Genomic DNA, 21956 nt, shown 5'->3' on the forward strand with positions numbered 1-21956 from the left:
GAAGGTCCGCGCGCGCGTGATCAACGCGTGTAGTCAAGTGACGACATTTGACTAGAGGTTTAGAAGAAAAGACAGACCTTGACTTGGACAGGTCAAGTGCACTATGCGGAGTCGACGTTCGCTTTACGGACAACCGACCCGGCGCCCGACAGCCACCTGCCGACGTCCGGCAGGCACGTGCCACCGTCCGGTGGGCGCGCGCATATGTCCACTACCTGGACGCCATGACTCCGTGCGCCCCCTGTGCTCCGGGCCTGTTGATTAGGTCACGCTTACCGTTCGTTCCACTCGGGCACCCTGCCGATTAGAGTCGATTGGCGGAACGCCCGGAAGCTGGCGGAATGCCAGGCCGACACCCCCGTGGACCCCCACTTTCGAGGACATGATGGCCATGCCCCGTCCGACTGCCGCACAGCTCGCCTACGGTTCCTGCACCGTGATCCTCTCCACCCTCGCCATGCTGCTGCTGTCACAGACGAGTTCGGGCGCGGGGATCGCGATCATCGCCGTCGCGGCGCTCGCCCTCGGGCTGCTGGTCGCCATGACGGTGCCGCTGCCCGGGAAGCGCCCGGCCGCGGTGGAACAGCCCGCGCCCGAGGAACCCGTACGGGCCTCGGTCGCCGCGCCGGCCCCGGAGCCGGTGCGGGAGCGGGCGGTCTCCTGACCGCCGGCTGATCCGTCTGCGCCTCGATCGGTGAGGTGCCTCAATTCGTGCTGACCACGACCGTTTTGGCCGCCTTGTCGTGCAGGCCCTGCTTGTAGGGCCGGTCGAAGAGGCTCCAGCCGCCCGAGACCGCGAGCCAGACGCAGAAGCAGCAGAAGAAGCACGGGACCCAGAGCACCGCCGCGCGCATCAACGCGTTCTGCACGGAGGGCGTGGCGCCGTTGTCGAGGTTGGCCACGCGCAGGTGCAGCAGTTTCTTGCCGAGGGTCTGGCCGGTCCGCGCGGTGAGGAAGGTGTCGTAGGCGAGGTAGAGGACGGTGGCGACCGCCGACTGCCAGAAGGACTTGCCGGCCTCGATGCGGTCGCCGTCCACGTCGTACTCGCTGACGCCGAAACCCCAGGTGATCAGCCACACGACGACACCCACCACGATGATGTCGATGATGCGGGCGAGCGCGCGCTTGCCGCTGTCGGCGAGCGGGGGCATGCCGGCGAGGGGGTCGGTGGGGTAGGAACCGCCGCCGTAGGGGCCACCGGCTTGGCCGCCACCGGGAGGACCGTCGTAGGGACCGCCGCCTCGGCCGCCACCGGGAGGACCGTCGTAGGAACCGCCGCCGGGAGGGACACCGCCGGGGCCGCCGCCCGGGTGTCGCGGGTCGTAGGGCGAGCCCGCGCCCTCACCGGGCTGCTCGCCCGGGGGCCGCTTCCTGAACGGATCGTCTTCCGGGGGCTGCTGACCTGAGCCGGGGGGCGGTTCACTGCTCATGGCCCGAGTCGACCGCGAACCCCCCGGCTCCGCATCCGGCAGGCGGCCGTCCGAGGTACGGATTCACCTGCTGCCGCAGCGGTACGCCGCGCCGCCGTCCCGTGGCGGACGCGGGCGTGCTGCTCAGCCGGCCACGAACGTGTGCGCCGCCTTGTCGTGCCAGCACTGGCGCCACGGCTTGTCGAAGAGGCACCAGGCGATGCCGACGATCCCGACGACGAGGAGTCCGGGCACGCTGTAGACCAGCCAGCGGCGCAGGGCCGCGCCGAACTCCGGGGCGTCATGGCCCTCGATGTCCCGCACTTCGAGACCCATCAGCTTCTTGCCGAGGGTGCGGCCCCACTTGGCGGTCGGCAGCACCTCCGAGACGACGCCGACCAGCAGCAGGACGGCCACGACGATGCCGAGGTACGCCGACGTGGTGCCGTCGAGCAGCCAGACCGTGACGGTCTCGCCGGAGAGCTTGGCCGCGTCGATCTTCTCGTTGACGTGGTCGACCGCCTTGATGCCGAGCGGTACGGCGACCCCGGCGGTGGCGCCGGCGAGGACGAGCGTGTCCAGCAGCCGGGCGGCCAGCCGCTTGCCGAGCCCCGCCGGGCGGGCCGACGCCTGGCGCCGGGCGGCCGCCTGGAACACGTCCTCGGTCGGCGGCTTCCAGGGCGCGACGGGCTGCTCGTCGCCGCCCGCTCCGGCGAGCCGGTGCACCTGCTGCGCCCAGGAGGACTGACCGCCCCCCGGGCCGGCGCTGAGGGGGGTGGCGGAGGCGGCCGGGCCGGGCTGGGGCCCGCCGGACTGCGGAGGGACGGTGGGCGCCGACTGGGGCCCGGACAGCGCCGTCGGGACGGCCGCGGAGGCCTGGGCGCCGGGGTCGGTCTGAGCGGCCCGGGCGGCGGCGGCCTTCCCGGCACCGAAGCCGGGGCGGTTCGAGGCGTCGCCGGAGGCAGCCCCGCCGCCCTGCGCGCCGAAGGCGGGTCCCGCCGGACCGGCCTGGGCCCCGAAACCGGGCCCCGGCGAGCCAGCGGCCGCTCCCGGCGGGCCGAATCCAGGCCCTGACGGGTTGCCGCCGGATCCGCCCGGCCCGCCCTGCGCACCGATCCCGGACCCCGCCGGGCCACTGCCCGAACCCGCGGAAGCGGCCGGCTTCGAGGCGCCGCCGGGGGCGGCCGGGCCCTGACGCGGCGACACCGCGCGGAACGTCATCGTGCCCTCGTCGGGGGCATCGGCGGAGGCCCCTCCTGCGCCCTTCCCCGTAGGGCGGCTCCCCGTAGGGCGGCGGAAGACGAACGTGCTGCCGGCCGCCGCGGCGTTCGCCTCCTGGTCGGCGGGAGACGGGGGCTCCCCCTGTGGGGCGGACTCCCCGGCCGGCTGCCGGTCGGCGTGCGGCACCCTCGGGTCCGCGCCCTGCTGAGCCGCTCCCTGCTGAGCCGCTCCCTGCGCGCCCTGCGGTGCGCCCCACGAGACGCGGCGGTCCTGGTCGCCGCCGAAACCGGACTGCCGGGAGCGGTCGGCGCCCCAGGCGGACGCGGGTTCGGGACGGCTGCCGTGCTGGAGGTCGGCAGGGGACGGCTCATCGGCCGGGTCCTCGTCGAAGAAGTGCGGACCGGTTTCCTCGACCGCGCCGGAAGCGGGGGCGGAGCCGGCGGCGCCGGACCGTTCCGCACCGGGCGGCGGCGCGAGCGTCTCGCCGTCCTTGGGTGCGGGACGGCTGGTGCCCGGTACCCAGGAGGCACCGTTCCAGTACCGGACATATCCAGGAATGGACGGGTCCGGGTAATAACCTTCGCGGGGCCTGTCGTCACCGGGGGCCGGGGTTGGGGCGCTCATCTCCGTCGTCCCGTATCTGCTCGAGGGCCAAATGGGGGCCTCCACATCTATCAGACGTGCGCAACCCCCACCGCCGCTCCCACCGGACCCACCCCTTTCGAGCACTGATGTGCTACGCATCGCGCGGCCCGGCGCCTCCCCCTGCGAAAAAACTTCCGGCGACGCGCGTAATGCCGCCGCCCCCGCGTGCTCTCTCCTCCCGACCGGCCCTCGCGGGCAGCCGTGCAGAGAAGGGAACACCGCCATGCGCACCGTGGTGGAACGCGAACTGGAGCTGAAACTCGTCCTGTCGCCCGAGCGCCGGATCCCGGTGCCGGCCCGGCTCGGGTACGTCACCGACGATCCGTACGCCGTCCACGTCACCTTCCACATCGACTCCGCGCACCCGGTGCACTGGACGTTCGCCCGGGACCTGCTGGTGGAGGGCGTGTTCCGGCCGTGCGGGCGGGGGGACGTACGGGTGTGGCCGACGAAGGCCGAGGGGCGCAGCGTCGTGCTGGTGGCGCTGAGTTCACCCGACGGGGACGCCCTGCTGGAGGCCCCGGCGGCCCCGGTGTCGGCGTGGCTGGAGCGCACGCTGCGGGTGGTCCCGCCGGGGACGGAGGGTGAGCAGCTCGGTCTGGACGACGAGCTGGCCGAACTGCTCGCCCGGTGAGGAGGCGCGACCTTCAGAACAGCTTGCCCGGGTTGAGGATGTTCAGCGGGTCGAAGGCCTGCTTGACGGCCCGCTGCATCTCCATCCCGACGGGGCCGAGCTCGCGCGCCAGCCACTCCTTCTTCAGCACGCCGACGCCGTGCTCGCCGGTGATGGTGCCGCCGAGTTCCAGGCCGAGGGCCATGATCTCGTCGAAGGACTCGCGGGCGCGCCGGGACTCGTCGGGATCGGCCGGGTCGAAACACACCGTCGGGTGGGTGTTTCCGTCCCCCGCATGAGCGACGACCCCGATGGTGAGCTGGTACTTCTCGGCGATCCGGTCGACCCCGTCGAGCATCTCGGCGAGCCGGGAGCGGGGCACGCACACGTCGTCGATCATCGTCACGCCTTTGACGCCCTCCAGCGCGGTGAGCGACAGCCGGCGCGCCTGGAGGAGCAGCTCGGACTCGGCCGCGTCGTCGGCCGGGACGACCTGGGTGGCGCCGGCGGCCTCGCACAGCGCTCCGACGGCGGCGAGGTCGGCGGCCGGGTCGGTGGTGTCGAAGGCGGCGAGCAGCAGGGCCTCGGTGCTCTCCGGGAGGCCCATCTGCGCCAGGTCGTTGACGGCCTTGACCGTCGTACGGTCCATGAGTTCGAGGAGTGACGGGACGTGGCCGCCCTCCATGATGCGGCACACTGCGTCGCAGGCGGCGGCGCCGGAGGCGAACTCGGCGGCCAGCACCAGCTGCTCGGGCGGCTTGGGGCGCAGGCCGAGCACGGCCCGTACGACGATGCCGAGCGAGCCCTCGGAGCCGACGAACAGCCGGGTCAGGTCGTACCCGGCGACGCCCTTGGCGGTGCGGCGGCCGGTGGACATGAGCCGCCCGTCGGCCAGCACCACGTCCAGTCCGAGGACGTACTCGGCGGTGACCCCGTACTTCACGCAGCACAGGCCGCCCGAGGCCGTGCCGATGTTGCCGCCGATGGTGCACATCTCCCAGCTGGAGGGGTCCGGCGGGTAGTACAGGCCGTGTTCCCCGACGGCCCGGGAGAGGGCGGCGTTGATCACGCCGGGCTCGACGACGGCGACGCGGTCGACCGGGTTGATCTCCAGGATCCGGTCCATCTTGGTCAGGGACAGCACGATGCAGCCGTCGGAGGCGTTCGCGGCACCGGACAGTCCGGTGCGGGCGCCCTGCGGGACGACCGGGACGCGCAGGGCGGTGGCGGTGCGCATCACGTGCTGCACCTGCTCGACCGTGCGGGGCAGGACGACCGCGGCCGGGGCGCCGGCCGGGCAGAAGCTCGCCATGTCGTGGGCGTAGGAGGCCGTGACGTCGGGGTCGGTGAGGACAGCCTCGGCGGGCAGGCCGCTGAGCAGCAGGTCGACAAGGTTGCCGGTCGTTTCGTCGCTGGGCGCTTCGATACGGCTCATGATCACAGGTTCGCACCCGGGGCCATCGGTGTGAACCCCGTCGGCGGCACCCTTCACCTGCCCGGGTGTGGTCGTCGTACTGACGCACAGTGAGCGCCATGGAGAACCAGCAGAAGCCCCCTGAGGGCCGCTTCCGCACCCGGCGGGTGGTGCTCGCCTCCGTCGCGGGCTGTGCCGTGCTCGGCGGAGTGCTGGTACTGCTGCCCTGGGAGCGGCCGGCCGAGCCCGCTTTGCCGTCGCCGGGGGCGCTGGCCATGGCGGCGGTCGACGCCGGGGTGCCGGCCGCCCTGCCCGATCTGGCGGAGCTGATCGACGAGCGGGAGAAGAGGCTGCGGGCGCATCCACGGGACGCGCGGTCCTGGGCGGTGCTCGGGGCGGCCTACGTGGAGCAGGGGCGGCGGCTGGCGGATCCGGCGTACTACCCGCGCGCGGAGAGGGCGTTGCGTACGTCGCTGAAGGTGCGGCCGGAGCGGAACACGCGGGCCCTGGCCGGACTGGCGGGGCTGGCCAACGCGCGCCGGGACTTCCCCGCCGCGCGCCGCTGGGGCGAGGCGGCGCTGAAGCTGGAGCCCCGGCGGTGGACGACGTATCCGCTGCTCATCGACGCCTACACCGGGCTCGGCGAGCACGCGGCGGCCAAGCGGACGCTCGACCGGCTGACGGAGCTGCGCTCGGGGCCCGCCGTGCTGGCGCGGGCCGCGGCCGTCTACCGGGACCGGGGCTGGCGGGAGGACGCGGCGGCCTCGCTGGCGGACGCGGCGGCGGGCGCGCGGGCACCGGCCGAGCGGGCGGCGTATCTGGAGCGGGCCGGGCAACTGGCCTGGGAACGCGGGGACCTTCAGGACGCGCTGCGGCACTTCGAGGAGGCGGTGCGCCTCGACCCGGACCAGCGGGCGGCGCAGGCCGGGCAGGGCCGGGCGCTGGCGGCGCTGGGCCGGACGACGGAGGCGCTGAACGCCTACCGGGTGGCCCTCACCAAGCAGCCCTGCCCCCGGTACGCCCTGGAGCTGGGCGAGTTGTACGAGTCACTGGGCATGCCGGAGGCGGCCCGGGTGCAGTACGACCTGCTGCGGGAGCGGGTGCGGGGCGCCGCCGCGGGCGGGGCCGACGAGGAGCTGGTGCTGGGTCAGTTCGAGGCGGACCACGGCGATCCGCGGGAGGCGGTACGGCGGTTGCGGGCGCAGTGGCGCCGCCAGCCCGGGACCGAGGTCGCCGACGCACTGGGCTGGGCGCTGCACCGGGCCGGGCGGTCCGAGGAGGCGTTGCGCTACGCCGTACGGGCGACGGACGGAGAGCGCGGGGGCGGGGTGCGCAGCGCGGCGTACGCGTACCACCGCGGCATGATCGAACGGGAGCTGGAACGGTACGGCGCGGCCCGGCGGCGCCTCGCGGAGGCGCTGCGGATCAACCCGCACTTCTCACCGCTGCATGTGCCCGCGGCCCGGGCCGCGCTGGAGGCGCTGGGCGAGCCGCCGGTCGATGAGCTGCCGGAGATGGAAGGGGAGCCGGGCTGACTCCCCGCTGCCGGGCGGTTGGGCCAGGACCGGTCAGAGGGGGCCGGTCGGCGGTTCAGCGATGCCGACGAGGCTGCCGTCCAGAGCCCGGACGCTGACCGTCCATCCCCGTGCCGTGAGGTCGCCCGTGAGGGTCCGGGCGTCGTGGAAGACCTTCACGATGCGGTACCGGCTGCCGTCATCGAGTCGGCGCAGCACCGTGGGGACGGGCCCGTCCGTGACGCCTTCCTCGCTCGCGGCGGCGGCGGGTCCGTCGTCGATGAAGATCGCTTTGCCACCTGGTGCGAGCACGGCAGCGATGGTGTCCCAGAAGCCGGACAGCCGCGCCGGCGGGACATGGGAGAGCCAGAAGGCGAAGAACACCGTGTCGAAGCGCCGCGACGGCTGCCACTCGAACAGATCGGCCTGCAGGAATCGGACGTTGGGGAAGGGACCGCGCGCACGAGCGACGGCCAGCACCTCGGCTGCCGCGTCGACGGCCGTCACCGACCGGGCGCGGGCGGCAAGCCTCGGGGTCCACTGTCCTGTACCGCAGGCGAGCTCCAGCAGGTCGCCGCTGACGGGAAGGTCGTCGACCACCGTCAACAGCCGCTGCAGTCGCTCCAGCTCCGCGTAGGGCCTGTCGTACTCGGCCGCCGCCGCGCGGTAGTAGGCCTTCTGCTCCGCCAGGAGGGCATCGTCGTCGCTGCTCATGACCGGAAGGGTCGGGTCTGCCCCTGAGGGAGGGTCAACCCCTGTGCCGAGCCGGCCGCGAGCGCTCCGGCGACCGCCGGTCCGTGCGGGTGCCCCGTGACACCCGCACGGACTGGTATGGGCGTCGGGGTCACAGGTTGCCGCGGCGGGCCTGCTCTCGTTCGATCGCCTCGAACAGGGCCTTGAAGTTGCCCTTGCCGAAGCCCATCGAGCCGTGGCGTTCGATGATCTCGAAGAAGACGGTCGGGCGGTCCTGGACCGGCTTGGTGAAGATCTGCAGCAGATAGCCGTCCTCGTCGCGGTCGGCGAGGATCTTCAGCTCGCGCAGGGTGTCGATCGGGACCCGGGTCTCGCCGACCCACTCCCCCAGCGTGTCGTAGTACGAGTCGGGCGTGTTCAGGAACTCGACACCGGCCGCGCGCATGGTGCGGACCGTCTGGACGATGTCGTTCGTGTTGAGGGCGATGTGCTGGACGCCCGCGCCGCCGTAGAACTCCAGGTACTCGTCGATCTGGGACTTCTTCTTGGCGATGGCCGGCTCGTTGATCGGGAACTTGACCTTGAGCGTGCCGTCGGCGACGACCTTCGACATCAGCGCGCTGTACTCGGTGGCGATGTCGTCGCCCACGAACTCCTTCATGTTCGTGAAGCCCATCACCTTGTTGTAGAAGCCGACCCACTCGTTCATCCGGCCGAGCTCGACGTTGCCGACACAGTGGTCGATCGCCTGGAAGGTGCGCTGCGCGGGCGGCTCGACCATCGGCTGGGCCGCCACGAAGCCGGGCAGGTACGGGCCGTCGTAGCCGGAGCGCTCGACGAGGGTGTGGCGGGTCTCGCCGTAGGTGGCGATGGCGGCCAGGACGACCGTGCCGTGCTCGTCCTTCAGCTCGTACGGCTCGGCGACCGAGCGGGCGCCGTGTTCCAGTGCGTACGCATGGGCGGCGCGTGCGTCCGGCACCTCGATGGCGAGGTCGACGACGCCGTCGCCGTGCTCGGCCACGTGCCGGGCGAGGAAGTGGCCCCAGTCGCTGGACGGCTTGATGACCGAGGTGAGGACGAAGCGGGCGGAGCCGTTCTCCAGGACGTACGCAGCGGTCTCGCGGCTGCCGTTCTCCGGTCCGGAGTAGGCGACCAGCTTCATGCCGAAGGCGGTGGAGTAGTAGTGCGCCGCCTGCTTGGCGTTGCCCACGGCGAAGACGACCGCGTCCATTCCCTTGACCGGGAAGGGGTCGGCCTGCCGGGCGGTGTCGGGAGTGTGGTGTGTGGTCTGCGTCATAGCCGCAGGGTCTCCCCGACCGGCAAGGTGCGCAATAGTTTGCGTTTCCGCTGGGCAATCTGTTCAGCAATACGGCCGTATCGGCGGCCCTTCTGTACAGGATGACCATGCCGGGAGGCTGCTGTGGCGATCGATCATCTGGACGGCCGGATCATCCTGCTGCTGGCCCGGGAGCCCCGGATCGGGGTGCTGGAGATGTCCCGGCGGCTGGGCGTGGCCCGGGGCACCGTGCAGGCGCGGCTGGACAGGCTTCAGTCGAACGGAGTCATCCGCGGCTTCGGTCCGGAGGTGGACCCGGCGGCGCTCGGCTACCCGGTCACGGCGTTCGCGACCCTCCAGATCCGGCAGGGCCAAGGCGCCGATGTGCGGGCCCACTTGGCGACCGTGCCCGAGGTGCTGGAGCTGCACACCACCACCGGCAGCGGGGACATGCTGTGCCGGCTGGTGGCCCGCTCGAACGCCGATCTCCAGCGTGTGATCGACCGGGTCGTCGGTTTTGATGGCATCGTCCGGGCCTCCACGGCGATCGTCATGGAGAACCCCGTTCCACTGCGGATCATCCCGCTGGTGGAGCAGGCCGCGGAGGAGACCTGAAGTCTAGGGGTGAGCGCGTGTGAACTTCTGGGAGTACGTGGCGGGCCGGCACCAGCAGCTGCTCACGGACGCCTACCAGCACGCGAGCGCCGTCTTCCAGTGCATGGTCGTCGCGGCCGTGCTCGGCGTCCTGATCGGCGTCGCAACCTACCGCAGCGAGTGGGCCGGGAACCTCGCCACCACGGCCACCGCCACCATTCTGACCGTGCCGGCGCTCGCCCTGATCGGTCTGCTCATCCCCGTCGTGGGGCTGGGCGTACCGCCGACGGTGATCGCGCTGACGCTGTACGGGCTGCTGCCGGTCGTGCGCAACGCGATCGTCGGGCTGCGCGGGGTCGACCCGGCGCTGGTGGACGCGGCCACCGGCATCGGCATGTCCCGGTCGGCCCGGCTGCTGCGGATCGAGCTGCCGCTGGCCTGGCCGCCGATCCTGACCGGGATCCGGGTCGCGACCCAGATGCTGATGGGCATCGCGGCCATCGCGGCGTACGCCTCCGGCCCCGGCCTAGGCAACGTCATCTTCCGCGGCCTCGCCTCACTCGGCAGCGCCAACGCGCTCAACCAGGTCCTCGCGGGCACGCTCGGCATCATCGTCCTGGCGCTGCTGTTCGACGCCGCGTACGTCCTGATCGGGCGGCTGACCATTCCCGGGGGGATCCGTGCCTGAGACCGGTGACCACGGGGCCTCGATCGAGCTGGAGGGCCTGACCAAGCGGTACCCCGGCAGTGCGCAGCCGGCCGTGGACAACGTGAGCATGGAGATCAAGGCGGGCGAGGTCGTCGTCCTCGTCGGGCCCTCGGGCTGCGGCAAGTCGACCACGCTCAAGATGATCAACAGGCTGATCGAGCCGACCGGCGGCCGTATCCGCATGGGCGGTGAGGACGTCACCGACATCGACCCGGTCGGGCTGCGCCGCAAGGTCGGTTACGCCATCCAGTCCGCCGGGCTCTTCCCGCACATGACGGTCGCGCAGAACATCGCGCTCGTACCGAGGATGATCGGCTGGCCGAAGGCCCGGATCAGGGCGCGCACCGAGGAACTGCTCGACCTCGTCGGCCTCGACCCCGGCGAGTTCCACGGCCGTTACCCGCGCCAGCTCTCGGGGGGCCAGCAGCAGCGGGTGGGCGTGGCCCGGGCCCTCGCCGCCGATCCCCCGGTGCTGCTGATGGACGAGCCGTTCGGGGCTGTGGACCCGATCACACGGGAACATCTCCAGGACGAGCTGATCCGGCTGCAGCACGAGCTGCACAAGACGATCGTCTTCGTCACGCACGACTTCGACGAGGCGATCAAGATCGGCGACCGGATCGCCGTGCTGCGCGAGCGGTCCCACATCGCACAGTTCGACACCCCGGAGGCGATCCTCACCAACCCGGCGGACGACTTCGTGTCGGGCTTCGTCGGCGCCGGGGCGGCCCTGAAGCGGCTGAACCTGACCCGCGTACGGGACGTGGAGATCACCGACTATCCGACGGTGACGATCGACGACCCGTTGCAGCAGATCTTCAACCGGCTGCGGGCCGGCGGCACCAACGAGGTCCTGCTGCTCGACCGGCGCGGCCGCCCCTACAAATGGCTCAGGCGCGGCGACCTGATGCGGGCCCGGGGCTCACTGGCCCGCGCCGGGACGCTGGTGCACGACACGGTCACCCGGGACGCGACCCTGCGGGACGCGCTGGAGGCGGTGCTCACCGACAACACCGGGCGGGTGGCGGTCACGGGGCGGCGCGGTGAGTACACCGGGGTCGTCGACATGGAGACACTCCTCAACTCCGTGCACGGCATGCTGGAGGCCGACCGGCTGGACGCGCTGGAGCACCAGCACCAGCTGGAGGAACTGCGCGCGGCGCAGACGCACGCGGAGCAGGAGGGCGACGGGAGCGTCACGGGCGTGGGCGGCTTCGGAGGGACGCGGTGACCGCTCCGGGGCACGTGCACACCGCCCCCGGACCGGCGGACGAAGACGAGGCCGAGGCGCCCCGGACGCCGCCCGGCCCGCCGCCCCGGCACGTCGGCCGGCAGCAGCTGACCGTGCTGCCCGCCGTCCTGGTGGCCGTACTGCTCGCCACCTGGCTCTGGTTCCGGCAGGCCGACCTGGACGCGCTGACCCGGAACGCCCTGTCGGGCGGCCAGGTCTCCAAGGCCCTGTGGCAGCACATCCAACTGACCGCGATCTCCACGTTCTTCGTGCTGATCATCGCGATCCCGCTGGGGATCCTGCTGACCCGGAGGGCGTTCCGCAGGGCCACTCCGGTGGCGATGGCGCTCGCCAACATGGGCCAGGCGACGCCCGCGATCGGCCTGCTGGCGCTCCTGGTCATCTGGCTGGGCATCGGCCGCAGGGCCGCCCTGATCGGCATCATCGCCTACGCCGTGCTGCCCGTGCTGTCGAACACGATCACCGGGCTGAAGGCGAACGACCCGACGCTGCTGGAGGCGGCGCGGGGCATCGGCATGTCGCCGGCGGGAGTCCTGACCCGGGTCGAACTGCCGCTGGCGGTACCGCTGATCCTGGCGGGTGTCCGCACGGCCCTCGTGCTGAACGTCGGCACGGCGACCCTGGCGGTCTTCGGCGGGGGCGGCGGACTGGGCGTACTGATCACGACCGGGATCACCAACCAGCGGATGCCGGTGCTGGTGCTGGGATCGGTCCTCACGGTGGTGCTGGCGCTGCTGGTGGACTGGCTGGCCTCGCTGGCGGAAGTGCTCCTGCGGCCGCGGGGGCTCCAGCCATGAGACGGCGCCTGTGCCTGGTGGCAGCGGGGCTGCTGGTCGCGGGACTGCCGGTCGCGGGCTGCGGACTGACCAGCGGCTCCCCCATGGCGGACGACGTGCGGCCCGGGTCGGTCGGGCGGGGCGAGCCGCTGAGGGGCGCGAGCCTGACGGTGACGTCCAAGTCCTTCACCGAGGGGCTGATCCTCGGCGCGATCATGGGTATCGCCCTGGAGGCGGCCGGGGCGGAAGTGCTCGACCGCACGGGCATCCAGGGTTCCATCGGCAGCCGCGAGGCCGTCCGCAAGGGCGACGCCGACGCCGGGTACGAGTACACGGGCACGGCCTGGATCACGTACCTGGGGAACAGCAAGCCGATCACCGATCCGCGCGAGCAGTGGGAGGCGGTGCGGAAGGACGACGCGGCGAACGGGCTGACCTGGCTGCGGCCGTCGTCCCTGAACAACACCTACGCGCTGGCGATGAACCAGGAGAACGCGAAGAAGTACGGCACGAAGACCCTGTCGGACGTGGCGGAGCTGGCGAAGTCCGACCCGGGGGCGGTGAAGCTGTGCGTGGAGGTCGAGTTCGCGAACCGGGCGGACGGGCTGCCGGGCATGCAGCGGGCGTACGGGATGGAGCTGCCGGCGCGCAACGTCACACAGATGGACACGGGGATCATCTACACCCAGACGTCGAAGGGGAGTTGCCCGTACGGGGAGGTGTTCACCACCGACGGGCGCATCAACTCCATGAACCTGGCGGTCATGGCGGACGACAGGAAGTTCTTCCCCAACTACAACGCCGCGCCGATGATCAACGCGAAGACCCTCAGGCGGTGGCCGGCGATCGCGGATGTGCTGGACCCGGTGACGGCGAGGCTGAACAACACGGTGGCGCGGACGCTGAACGCGAAGGTGGATGTGGAGGGGGAGGATCCGCACCAGGTGGCGCTGGAGTGGATGGTGGAGGAGGGGTTGGTCAGGGAGGGGTGACCGGAGCAGATGGAGAGAGTTGCAAAGAAACCCTTGCAAGGCTTTCTTTGCAAGGATAGCTTTGCACTGTGACCGAATCCCAGAACCCACAGGTACGGCAACTCGACGCCCGATCCCTGCGCGGACTCGCGCACCCCCTGCGGATGCAGTTGCTGGACGCCCTGCGCTTCGGCGGCCCGGCCACGGCCTCGCAACTGGCCGCCAAGCTGGGCGAGTCCAGCGGCGCCACCAGCTACCACCTGCGTCAACTCGCGGAGTACGGCTTCGTCGAGGACGCCCCCGAGCGGGGCAAAGGCCGCGAGCGATGGTGGCAGGCGGTCCACCACGGGCTGCGCTTCGACGACGCCCTGCTCAACGACTCCGACCCGACCGTACGCGGCGCGGCGGACATGTACCTCCACGAGGTCGCCACCACCCAGACCAGGGAACTGTCCACATGGCTGGGCAACCGCGACTCATGGCCCGAGGAGTGGAGCCGCTCCTGGGACATGAGCAGCGCGACCCTGCGGCTCACGCCCGAACTGACGCGGGAGCTCGTCGAGAAGATGCACGCGCTGGTCGAGACGTACCGCGACCGCGCGAGCGCCGAGGACACCCCCGGCTCCGAGCAGGTCCGCTTCCACACCCACGCCTTCCCGATCAGGACGGACTGAGATGCACCCCGACATCCACCTCGCCCTGCACCACGCCCGCGCCGCCGAACTCCATGCCGAAGCCGACGTCCCTCGCCCCGCCGCACGGAACAGCCATGGCCTCCGCACCCGCCTCGGCTGGACCCTCGTGGAGGTCGGATTAAGGCTCGCCACCCGGCCGGGGACGGCAGCCGCCGCCCACTAACAGCTGGGCACGGACCCCTTCCCCGTCTCCAGGGCCACCAGTGAACTCACCGTGCTCTTCAGCGTGGTCACCGGAATCAACCGCAGGCCCTTCGGCAGTTCGGCCCGCGCGTCCGCGCACTCCGCCTTCGGGACGAGGAACACGGTCGCCCCGTCCCGCTTGGCGGCCTGGGTCTTGAGGGCGACGCCGCCCACCGCCCCGACCGTGCCGTCGGCGGCGATCGTGCCGGTGCCGGCGATGACACGGCCCCCGGTCAGATCACCACCGGTGCCGTCGCCGTCGAGCTTGTCGATGATCCCCAGGGAGAACAGCAACCCCGCACTGGGCCCGCCCACGTCCGCGAGCCGCAGGCCGACCTTGACGTCCTTGTCGTCGAGGCCGAGATAGTTCAGCGCGGCCTGCGTCGCCGCGTCCTGGGACTCCTTCATCTGCTTCTCGTTGTGCCGCTCGATCTCCTGGACGGTGTCGCCGCTCGGGTAGATCGCGTCGCGCGGCATGACCGCCCGGTCCGTGCGGAACCAGTTGTCGATGATGTCCGGGAGCGAGACCCGGGTGTCCGGTGAGGTCGCGACGATGGTGGTCATACGCAGCTGACCAGGCGTGTCCCGGGTCGGCGCGCCCGAGATCGTGATCACCGGGGCGCCCTTGTCCTCGCCGAGCACGTTCGTCGTCTGCCCGGGCTGCGCCACCGAGAACGGCAGCGGCGCGAACACCGCCGTGGCGAGCAGAGCCACGACGGGCAGGGCGCAGACGGCGATGGCCTGGGGGCGCGTGAGGCGAGAGAACACGGGATCAATCTAACTCGGGCACGGAACCGGGCCGGGCCCAGGTCGCCCGGGGCCCGACAGGAGGGATCCGCGCACGTCAGCGCAGCGCGTCCGCGACCTCTCGTGCCGCCTCGACGACCCTGGCCCCCACGCGCTCCGGCACCACGTCCGCCAGCATGACCACGCCCACGCTGCCCTCGACCCCCGTCACGCCCAGCAACGGGGCCGCCGCCCCGCACGCACCGGCCTCCAGCTCCCCGTGAGTCAGGGTGAAGCCCGGGTCCCTCATCGGGTGCTGCCGGGCCGCGAGTATCGCCTTGCCCGCGGCACCCCGGTCCAGGGGGTGGCGGAACCCGGCCCGGTAGGCGACGTGATAGTCCGTCCAGGTCGGCTCCACCACGGCCACGGCGAGCGCGTCCGCGCCGTCGACCAGGGTCAGGTGCGCCGTCGCGCCGATGTCCTCGGCCAGCGACCGCAACGCCGGCATCGCGGCCTCCCGTACGAGGGGATGGACCTGCCGCCCCAGACGCAGCACGCCGAGCCCGACCCGGGCACGTCCGCCCAGGTCACGGCGTATCAGCGCGTGCTGTTCCAGCGTGGCGAGCAACCGGTACACCACGGTGCGGTTGACGCCCAGTTTGAGGGAGAGCTCGGTCACGGTCAGCCCGTGGTCCGTGTCGGCGAGCAGCTTGAGGACACGCAGTCCCCTGTCGAGCGTCTGGGAGGTCTCCGCGGTCACGACGCCCACTCCTTAGTGGTGAGGTCGACGGCCCCCTGGTCGGCGGATGCGTCACCGAGTCCCGTCGGCGACGCGCTTCAGAGGCCGCCGATCGGCCGGCGGCCCGGCCTGTCCGGGCCGCGTCGCTTCACGGCTGCGCTCCGCGGCGGCGCTGCCACGGGGCGTATGCGTAGCCGGACAGTAGCGAAGGGAGTTCGCTGAGCGGAAGGCTCCGTCCAGAATCCGGGCACGCCCGGCACCGACTGGTTCCCTTTGCCCGCATACGTACGACACGGCGGTCACTTCATGCGCGTAGCCCACTCCTGCACCTTGGCGATCCGCTGCCGTAGCTGCCCCGCCGTCGCCTCCGCCGCCGGAGGCCCCCCGCACACGCGCCGCAGCTCCGTGTGGATCACGCCGTGCGGCTTGCCGCTCTGGTGGACGTACGCGCCGACCATCGTGTTGAGCTGCCGCCGCAGCTCCATCATCTCCTTGTGCGAGACGACCGGCCGCCGCTCGGCGGGGACTTCGAGCAGGTCGGCCTCCTCGTCCGGCTTCTTGCGGCTGTGCGCGATCTGCCGGGCCTGCCGCTTCTGGAGCAGCAGCTGGACCTGGTCGGGCTCCAGCAACCCGGGGATGCCGAGGTAGTCCTGCTCCTCCTCGCTCCCCGGGTGGGCCTGCATGCCGAACTCGGCGCCGTTGTACATGACCCGGTCGAAGACGGCCTCGGACTCCAGCGCCTCGAAGGAGAACTGCTCCTGCTCGCCGGTGTCCTCGTCCTGCTCCTTGTTCGCCTCGTCCATCTCCTTCTCGGATTCGGCGTACGGGTCCTCCTCGCCCTCCTTCTTGGGCTTGTCGAGGACGTGGTCCCGCTCGCGCTCCATCTCGTTGGCGAAGGAGAGCAGGTCCGGCACTGTCGGCAGGAACACGGAGGCCGTCTCGCCGCGCCGCCGGGACCGTACGAAACGCCCGACGGCCTGCGCGAAGAAGAGCGGGGTCGAGATGGTGGTGGCGTACACGCCGACCGCGAGCCGCGGCACGTCGACGCCCTCGGACACCATCCGCACGGCGACCATCCACCGGTCGGTGTTCGCGCTGAACTCGTCGATCCGCTCGGAGGCGCCGGCGTCGTCGGACAGCACGAGGGTCGCCTTGCTGCCGGTGATCTCGCGGATCAGCTTGGCGTACGCACGCGCCGAGTCCTGGTCGGAGGCGATGACGAGCGCCCCGGCGTCCGGGATGGCCTTCCTGACCTCGGTCAGGCGCTGGTCGGCAGCGCGCAGCACGGCCGGCATCCACTCACCGCGCGGATCCAGGGCGGTCCGCCAGGCCTGGCTGATCGCGTCCTTGGTCATGGGCTCGCCCAGCCGCGCGGCGACCTCGTCACCGGCCTTGGTGCGCCAGCGCATGTTGCCGCTGTAGGAGAGGAAGATGACGGGCCGGACGACGTTGTCGGCGAGGGCGTTGCCGTAGCCGTAGGTGTAGTCGGCGGCGGACCGACGGATTCCGTCGTTCCCCTCCTCGTACGTCACGAAGGGGATGGGGTTGGTGTCGGACCGGAAGGGCGTACCGGTGAGGGCGAGCCGGCGGGTGGCGGGCTCGAAGGCCTCCAGACAGGCCTCGCCCCAGGACTTGCTGTCACCGGCGTGATGGATCTCGTCGAGGATGACGAGGGTCTTGCGCTGCTCGACCCGGTTCCGGTGGAGCATCGGCCGCACACCGACACCCGCGTACGTCACGGCGACCCCGTGGTACTCCCGGCCGAGCGGCCCGGCGCTGTACTCCGGGTCGAGCTTGATGCCTATGCGGGCCGCGGCCTCCGCCCACTGCTTCTTCAGGTGCTCGGTCGGGGCCACCACGGTGACCTGCTGCACGACGTGATGGTGCAGCAGCCAGGACGCCAGCGTCAGCGCGAAGGTCGTCTTGCCGGCGCCGGGGGTGGCGACCGCCAGGAAGTCCCGCGGCTGCTCCTGGATGTACTTCTCCATCGCGCCCTGCTGCCAGGCGCGCAGCTTGCTGGCGGTACCCCAGGGGGCGCGGCCGGGGAACGCCGGGGACAGGTGGTGCGAGGCAGAGCTGGTGCCGGCGGTGGTAGTCACGGTCTCCGTTGGGGGTCGGGCGGCTCGTTCGAGGGGAGCCTGACGGCTCGGCTACGTATGACAACCGGGCCACCCTACCGGCGCCCCACCACTGCTCATGCGCGGACAAGCCCGGGTCATGCCGGGGTGGGATCCACGTCACAGCCGCCGCAGGCGCTCGGCGAGTCGCGAACGGGCGACCGTATTGCAGCCCGCCCCGTGCCGAACCGCCCATCGCCCACCGGCTCTCACCGCTCCCGCAACCGCGTGGTCACCCACGCCCCCACCAGCGCCACCACCGCCATCGGCAGGAACACCGCGGCAAAGGCGGCCGGGTGGGAGCCGGTGGCGTCGGTGGAGGTGTGGTTGACCGTGCCGCCGCCGAGGGCGGCGAAGGTGGCGCCGCCGGCGGAGAGCAGGACGACGTTGGAGAGGCCGTCGGAGATCTGGAGGGCCGCGGAGTTGGTGCCGGCCTCCTCGGGGGCGGAGAGCTTGAGCAGGAGCACGCTCGTGGAGGAGATGACGAGGCCCATGCCGAAGCAGCCGAACGCCCAGGCGACGGCCAGGGTCCAGACGGGCACGGAGTCGATCAGCACACTCGGCGCGGTGGCGATGGCCGCCGCCACCAGCAGCATGCCGAGCGTCGTCAACCGCTCCCGGTACGCCTCGAACCGCGACCGCGACTGCACCCACGAGCCCAGCGCCCACGTCCCGCCGCCCGCGGCGAGCGAGAACCCGGCCAGCGTCGGACTGAGCCCGCGCTGCGTCACCAGCATCAGCGGCACGAAGGACTCCGCGGCGATGAAGGACCCCGCGGCCACGCCGCGCAGCAGCACGACGGACGGCAGCCCGCGAGCGGCCCGGTAGGTGCCCCTGGGCAACAGTCCGAGCACGGCCGGCACCAGCAGGGCCAGTCCGGCCGCGCCCGGCAGGAGCGAGAGCGGGCGCAGGTCCTGTGCGGCGTACTGGAGCAGGCCGGCGCCGAGGGAGACGGCCAGGGCCAGTCGGATGCGGCGGCGGTCGAGGGAGGGGGGTTCGCCGGAAGGGGAAGGCCCCGGCGCAGGTACCGGTCCGGCGGCCCGGCGCCGTATCTGCGGCAGTGCGAGCGCGAGTGGGAAGACGACGAGCACGGGTATCCCGATGAACACCCACCGCCACCCGAGCTGCTCGGTCACCGTGCCGGCGGCGAGCGGGCCGACGACCGACGGCAGGATCCAGCTCGCGGCGAACGCGGCCATGATGGCCGGCCGCAGCCGCTCCGGATAGGCCCGCCCGACGACGACGTACAGCGCGACGATCACCAGCCCGCCGCCGAGACCCTGCACGGCCCGCCCCAGGATGAACACCCACATCGCCCCGGCCGTCCCCGACAGCAACAGCCCGGCCCCGAAGGAGGCGATGCCCGTCGTCAACGGCCCGAGCGGCCCGCGCCGGTCCGACCACTGCCCGGACAGCACCATCCCGAACAGACTCGTCGTGAAGTACCCGGAGAACGCGAACGCGTACAGCGGCACCCCGTCCAACTCCCGCGCCGCGACGGGCATCGCCGTACCGACCGCCGTCGCCTCGAAGGCGATGAGCAGCACGACGGAGACGATCCCGAAGCTCAGCGCCCGGTAGGTCCGTCCCAGCACGGTCTCGTCCGCCGGGGGGACGGGGGTCAGGCCATCGGCTTCCACGACATCTGCGTCATACGGCTTCGGGGCTGTCATGACCGCCAGAGTAAGGGCCACACGGCACTTTGACCCCTGTCGCGAGATGGTCCCCTAGTGGGACCTTGGTCGTACGCCTCCTTGTTCACGCCGGTGCCTGGCAGCAAGCTCCCCGGAAGGCGGCGGAGGTCGCCACGAGGAGGAGAGAGAGCGATGACCGAACGAACGGGCAGAGTGATCTGCGACATCACCATCACGGCCGACGGCTACTCCGCCGGGCTCGACCAGACAGAGGAGCGCCCGTTCGGCGACGACGGCGGCGACGGCACGGGCGACAAGCTGCACGCCTGGATGTTCGACACTCCCGACGAGAACCGGGCCGAGGTCGCCCAGTTGGCCGCCGCCGGAGCATTCCTCATGGGCCGCAACATGTTCGGCCCCGTGCGCGGCGCGTGGGACCGGCAGTGGAACGGCTGGTGGGGCGACAATCCGCCGTTCCACGCGCCGGTGTTCGTGCTCACCCACCACCCGCGCGAGCCACAGCCGATGGACGGAGGCACCACGTACCACTTCGTCACCGACGGAATCGCGTCGGCACTGGAGCGGGCCCGCGCGGCGGCCGGCGACGGCGACGTCCTGATCCTCGGCGGCGCGACCACGATCAACCAGTACCTCACCGCCGGCCTGGTCGACGAACTGCGGCTGCACATCGTGCCGTTCACACTCGGCGCCGGCACGCGGCTCTTCGAGGGCGTCCCGCCGCTGAAACTGGAGCAGGTGAGGTCGCGGCCGGCGAGCCTGGTCACGCACCTGACCTACCGCGTACTGCCCTGAGCCGCGGGGTGGGTCCCCTCTAGCCGGCGTCGGGAAGCGCTCCCGGCCCGGTTTCCTCGTCCGCCTTGCGCCGCGCCCGGCGCGCGTTCACCGCCCGTACGGCGTCCAGCCGCCGCCAGAGGCCGACCTCCTCGATCCTCAGCCCGGGACAGGCGATCCGATGCGGCACCCGGCACACCGCACCGGGCGCGGGCTCGTCCTCGCGGCTGTTCCACGCCGTCCCGCCCGAGTCCACGTACCAGCGGTGCCAGGCGGGCACCATGTGCGCGGGCACCGGCATGTCCGGTTCCAGGAGGACGTGCCAGCCGTAGTAGGTGACACGCCGGTCACCGACGAGCCCGCAGTTGGGGCAGACGGGCGGAGCGGGCGGTTCGGGGCCGGTGGCGCCTTCCATCGCGGCCTGGGCCCGGTCGGTCTTCTCCCACGGTCGCGGGGCGTCCGGCGGCCGCTGCCGGTGTCCGTCGGCGTCGGGTAACGGGATGATGCTCGACTCGTCTGTGTCCCCCATGGCGCGAGCATGCGCGCGGGTCGGTGACCGGGAAAGGGCGCGTTCAGGGCGCAACGGGGCAATCCGCCGGGTGTCAGGGGTCGGTGCACGGCTCGGAGCGTGGCTCCGTGAAGTCGCGCACAACCCCCAGCGTCTCTCACGTGTCCAGGACATGACCGGTAGCCGATGTTCCGGTCGTCACGCCCACTGTTTCGACGAGGAGAACCACCGTGCACCTCCGCCCCTCGGCAGCCGTCCTGGCCGCTGCCGTGATCGCCGTCGCCGGTCCTGTCGTCGCCGCACCCCTGGCGCAGGCCGAGGAAGGCGCGCCCGAGCTGGTCGTGTCGGCCCTGCCTTCCGCGACTCCCAAGCCCGGTGAGGTGTACGACAAGTCCGTCACCCTCACCAACAAGGGCTCGGCCGCCGTGGACGGAGTCGCCTTCCGGGTCCGCCTCACGCGCGGGCTGGACTTCCCCGAGCAGGTGCAGGGTTGCACCTACTCGACCGTCGAGGACCAGGTGCGGCAGGCGCTCTGCGAGCTCGACACGGTCATCGAGCCCGGCGCCTCCGTCACCACGCCCGTCCGGTTCAAGGCGCTGGACAACGCCCTGATGGAGGCCGTCGAGTACGGCACGAGCGCCACCGGTGACGCCCCGGGCGAGGGGTACGACGACAGCTACCGGCGGCTCACCCTGACCGCGGACAACACCGCCGACCTCGTCGCGGTCGGCGAGGACACCGAGGCACTGGCGGGCGAGGAGCAGTCGGTCACGGCGACCCTGCGCAACGACGGCCCCGGCTGGGTGCAGAACCAGGAGAGCGACGACCTCCCGGGCCTGCTGGTGCAGATCCCGCCGGGCACAGTCGCCGTCGGCGTGCCGAAGGACTGCGCGCCGTTCGGGATCGACGGACCGAGCGGACCGAAGGGGACCACCGGCAAGCCCAAGTACGTGTGCTGGCCGCAGGACGGGACCCTCGACGTCGGTCAGTCCCTGGACTACACCTTCACGCTGAAGATCAAGGAGTCCGCGCAGGACACCAAGGGCGAGCTCAAGGCGTCGTCCGTCTACGACATCGCCCCCGAGTACGACGGGAATCGCGCCAACAACACCGCTCTGATCAGCATCGACCTGCCGAGCGACTACGAGCCCGGGCCGAGCCCCTCGGACGGCGCCGACGGCGGCTCCGGCAACGGCGGGAACGGCAACGGCGGGAACGGCAACGACCCGGAGGGCCAGGCCGCCGGCGGCACGGGCGCCTCGGCCTCACCTTCGGCCACGGCCTCGACCGGCACCACGACCGGTGGCTCCACGGGCACCACGACCGGCAGCACCACCGGCGGCAACCTCGCCTCCACCGGCTCCGACGGCACCCCGCTGCTCGCCGGTGCCGCTGCCGCCGCCGCGGTGATCGGTGGCGGCCTGGTGTTCGCCGTACGCCGCCGCGGCGCCGCCAACTCCGCCTGACGGCAGGGC

22 protein-coding genes are annotated in these 21956 nt (G+C 71.9%); 12 read left to right on the forward strand and 10 right to left on the reverse strand.

All coding sequences use genetic code 11. From position 1 onward, the window contains the following. Window positions 1–385 precede the first annotated feature (385 nt). A complete protein-coding gene (locus ACH4G3_RS10025; RefSeq protein WP_391090275.1) occupies window positions 386–664 on the forward strand; it encodes a hypothetical protein in 279 nt (92 codons plus the stop codon). A gap of 40 nt (window positions 665–704) precedes the next feature. On the opposite strand, the gene ACH4G3_RS10030 is transcribed toward ACH4G3_RS10025, so the two are convergent. Further along, on the reverse strand, window positions 705–1430 hold the full coding sequence (locus ACH4G3_RS10030; RefSeq protein ID WP_397623995.1) for an RDD family protein: 726 nt from the start codon (window positions 1428–1430) through the stop codon (window positions 705–707). 123 nt (window positions 1431–1553) lie between these two features. Next, window positions 1554–3254: an RDD family protein gene (locus ACH4G3_RS10035; protein ID WP_397623996.1), complete on the reverse strand. Its 1701-nt coding sequence runs from the start codon at window positions 3252–3254 to the stop codon at window positions 1554–1556. Between the two features lie 244 nt (window positions 3255–3498). Between ACH4G3_RS10035 and ACH4G3_RS10040 the strand changes: the two genes are divergently transcribed. Beyond that, window positions 3499–3909: an SsgA family sporulation/cell division regulator gene (locus ACH4G3_RS10040; RefSeq protein WP_020277690.1), complete on the forward strand. Its 411-nt coding sequence runs from the start codon at window positions 3499–3501 to the stop codon at window positions 3907–3909. Window positions 3910–3922: 13 nt separating this feature from the next. On the opposite strand, the gene ACH4G3_RS10045 is transcribed toward ACH4G3_RS10040, so the two are convergent. Next, a complete protein-coding gene (locus tag ACH4G3_RS10045) occupies window positions 3923–5329 on the reverse strand; it encodes an FAD-binding oxidoreductase (RefSeq protein ID WP_397623997.1) in 1407 nt (468 codons plus the stop codon). 92 nt (window positions 5330–5421) lie between these two features. On the opposite strand from ACH4G3_RS10045, the gene ACH4G3_RS10050 reads away from it, so the two are divergent. Further along, window positions 5422–6837 (forward strand): tetratricopeptide repeat protein, encoded by a 1416-nt coding sequence (locus ACH4G3_RS10050; RefSeq protein ID WP_397623998.1) that lies wholly within the window; start codon window positions 5422–5424, stop codon window positions 6835–6837. 33 nt (window positions 6838–6870) lie between these two features. On the opposite strand, the gene ACH4G3_RS10055 is transcribed toward ACH4G3_RS10050, so the two are convergent. Further along, a complete protein-coding gene (locus ACH4G3_RS10055; RefSeq protein ID WP_397623999.1) occupies window positions 6871–7530 on the reverse strand; it encodes a class I SAM-dependent methyltransferase in 660 nt (219 codons plus the stop codon). A gap of 130 nt (window positions 7531–7660) precedes the next feature. Beyond that, window positions 7661–8806: a 4-hydroxyphenylpyruvate dioxygenase gene (gene hppD / locus ACH4G3_RS10060; RefSeq protein ID WP_397624000.1), complete on the reverse strand. Its 1146-nt coding sequence runs from the start codon at window positions 8804–8806 to the stop codon at window positions 7661–7663. A 123-nt stretch (window positions 8807–8929) separates the two neighbouring features. Between hppD and ACH4G3_RS10065 the strand changes: the two genes are divergently transcribed. The 7 genes from ACH4G3_RS10065 (at window position 8930) to ACH4G3_RS10095 (ending at window position 13945) form a co-directional block, all read left to right on the forward strand. Beyond that, on the forward strand, window positions 8930–9400 hold the full coding sequence (locus tag ACH4G3_RS10065; RefSeq protein ID WP_020277695.1) for an Lrp/AsnC family transcriptional regulator: 471 nt from the start codon (window positions 8930–8932) through the stop codon (window positions 9398–9400). Window positions 9401–9419: 19 nt separating this feature from the next. Next, complete coding sequence (locus ACH4G3_RS10070; RefSeq protein WP_397617648.1) at window positions 9420–10067, forward strand: ABC transporter permease; 648 nt, start codon at window positions 9420–9422, stop codon at window positions 10065–10067. Further along, window positions 10060–11319 carry a betaine/proline/choline family ABC transporter ATP-binding protein gene (locus ACH4G3_RS10075; protein WP_397624001.1) on the forward strand — a complete coding sequence of 420 codons (1260 nt, stop codon included), beginning with the start codon at window positions 10060–10062 and terminating at the stop codon, window positions 11317–11319. Before ACH4G3_RS10070 ends, ACH4G3_RS10075 begins: the two co-directional genes overlap by 8 nt. Continuing rightward, window positions 11316–12137 (forward strand): ABC transporter permease, encoded by an 822-nt coding sequence (locus ACH4G3_RS10080; RefSeq protein ID WP_397624002.1) that lies wholly within the window; start codon window positions 11316–11318, stop codon window positions 12135–12137. The genes ACH4G3_RS10075 and ACH4G3_RS10080 overlap by 4 nt, the downstream gene beginning before the upstream one ends. Next, window positions 12134–13108, forward strand: coding sequence for a glycine betaine ABC transporter substrate-binding protein (locus ACH4G3_RS10085; RefSeq protein ID WP_397624003.1), 975 nt, complete (start codon window positions 12134–12136; stop codon window positions 13106–13108). The genes ACH4G3_RS10080 and ACH4G3_RS10085 overlap by 4 nt, the downstream gene beginning before the upstream one ends. Before the next feature lie 68 nt (window positions 13109–13176). Continuing rightward, window positions 13177–13761, forward strand: coding sequence for an ArsR/SmtB family transcription factor (locus ACH4G3_RS10090; RefSeq protein WP_397624004.1), 585 nt, complete (start codon window positions 13177–13179; stop codon window positions 13759–13761). A gap of 1 nt (window position 13762) precedes the next feature. Next, entirely contained in the window at window positions 13763–13945 is a 183-nt protein-coding gene (locus ACH4G3_RS10095; protein WP_397624005.1) for a hypothetical protein, read from the forward strand. On the opposite strand, the gene ACH4G3_RS10100 is transcribed toward ACH4G3_RS10095, so the two are convergent. The 4 genes from ACH4G3_RS10100 to ACH4G3_RS10115 all read right to left on the reverse strand — a co-directional run bounded on the left by ACH4G3_RS10100 (window position 13942) and on the right by ACH4G3_RS10115 (window position 19220). After that, window positions 13942–14733: a S16 family serine protease gene (locus ACH4G3_RS10100; protein WP_397624006.1), complete on the reverse strand. Its 792-nt coding sequence runs from the start codon at window positions 14731–14733 to the stop codon at window positions 13942–13944. The genes ACH4G3_RS10095 and ACH4G3_RS10100 overlap by 4 nt on opposite strands. A gap of 76 nt (window positions 14734–14809) precedes the next feature. Continuing rightward, window positions 14810–15451 carry an IclR family transcriptional regulator gene (locus tag ACH4G3_RS10105; RefSeq protein ID WP_354736468.1) on the reverse strand — a complete coding sequence of 214 codons (642 nt, stop codon included), beginning with the start codon at window positions 15449–15451 and terminating at the stop codon, window positions 14810–14812. Between the two features lie 278 nt (window positions 15452–15729). Beyond that, window positions 15730–17529, reverse strand: a complete 1800-nt coding sequence (locus ACH4G3_RS10110; protein WP_397624007.1) for a DEAD/DEAH box helicase — start codon at window positions 17527–17529, stop codon at window positions 15730–15732. Between the two features lie 227 nt (window positions 17530–17756). Then, a complete protein-coding gene (locus ACH4G3_RS10115; protein WP_397624008.1) occupies window positions 17757–19220 on the reverse strand; it encodes an MFS transporter in 1464 nt (487 codons plus the stop codon). A gap of 153 nt (window positions 19221–19373) precedes the next feature. On the opposite strand from ACH4G3_RS10115, the gene ACH4G3_RS10120 reads away from it, so the two are divergent. Continuing rightward, window positions 19374–19994: a dihydrofolate reductase family protein gene (locus ACH4G3_RS10120; RefSeq protein WP_397624009.1), complete on the forward strand. Its 621-nt coding sequence runs from the start codon at window positions 19374–19376 to the stop codon at window positions 19992–19994. A 19-nt stretch (window positions 19995–20013) separates the two neighbouring features. Here ACH4G3_RS10120 and ACH4G3_RS10125 read toward each other — a convergent pair whose 3' ends face one another. Next, the gene (locus ACH4G3_RS10125; RefSeq protein ID WP_397624010.1) at window positions 20014–20502 is read right to left on the reverse strand and encodes a DUF6083 domain-containing protein; all 489 of its coding nucleotides are present in this window, start codon (window positions 20500–20502) and stop codon (window positions 20014–20016) included. A 209-nt stretch (window positions 20503–20711) separates the two neighbouring features. On the opposite strand from ACH4G3_RS10125, the gene ACH4G3_RS10130 reads away from it, so the two are divergent. Then, window positions 20712–21947 (forward strand): LAETG motif-containing sortase-dependent surface protein, encoded by a 1236-nt coding sequence (locus ACH4G3_RS10130; RefSeq protein WP_397624011.1) that lies wholly within the window; start codon window positions 20712–20714, stop codon window positions 21945–21947. Window positions 21948–21956: the final 9 nt, after the last annotated feature.

Source organism: Streptomyces afghaniensis, from assembly GCF_044327915.1.
Taxonomy (GTDB): Bacteria; Actinomycetota; Actinomycetes; order Streptomycetales; family Streptomycetaceae; genus Streptomyces; species Streptomyces afghaniensis.

Bases quoted from the DNA above. Each gene is read 5' to 3' on its own strand.
- ACH4G3_RS10095 (WP_397624005.1), top strand. From the start codon at position 13,763: ATGCACCCCGACATCCACCTCGCCCTGCACCACGCCCGCGCCGCCGAA.
- ACH4G3_RS10025 (WP_391090275.1), top strand. From the start codon at position 386: ATGGCCATGCCCCGTCCGACTGCCGCACAGCTCGCCTACGGTTCCTGC.
- ACH4G3_RS10085 (WP_397624003.1), top strand. From the start codon at position 12,134: ATGAGACGGCGCCTGTGCCTGGTGGCAGCGGGGCTGCTGGTCGCGGGA.
- ACH4G3_RS10055 (WP_397623999.1), bottom strand. From the start codon at position 7,530: ATGAGCAGCGACGACGATGCCCTCCTGGCGGAGCAGAAGGCCTACTAC.
- ACH4G3_RS10115 (WP_397624008.1), bottom strand. From the start codon at position 19,220: ATGACAGCCCCGAAGCCGTATGACGCAGATGTCGTGGAAGCCGATGGC.
- hppD (WP_397624000.1), bottom strand. From the start codon at position 8,806: ATGACGCAGACCACACACCACACTCCCGACACCGCCCGGCAGGCCGAC.
- ACH4G3_RS10125 (WP_397624010.1), bottom strand. From the start codon at position 20,502: ATGGGGGACACAGACGAGTCGAGCATCATCCCGTTACCCGACGCCGAC.
- ACH4G3_RS10040 (WP_020277690.1), top strand. From the start codon at position 3,499: ATGCGCACCGTGGTGGAACGCGAACTGGAGCTGAAACTCGTCCTGTCG.
- ACH4G3_RS10030 (WP_397623995.1), bottom strand. From the start codon at position 1,430: ATGAGCAGTGAACCGCCCCCCGGCTCAGGTCAGCAGCCCCCGGAAGAC.
- ACH4G3_RS10050 (WP_397623998.1), top strand. From the start codon at position 5,422: ATGGAGAACCAGCAGAAGCCCCCTGAGGGCCGCTTCCGCACCCGGCGG.
- ACH4G3_RS10035 (WP_397623996.1), bottom strand. From the start codon at position 3,254: ATGAGCGCCCCAACCCCGGCCCCCGGTGACGACAGGCCCCGCGAAGGT.
- ACH4G3_RS10120 (WP_397624009.1), top strand. From the start codon at position 19,374: ATGACCGAACGAACGGGCAGAGTGATCTGCGACATCACCATCACGGCC.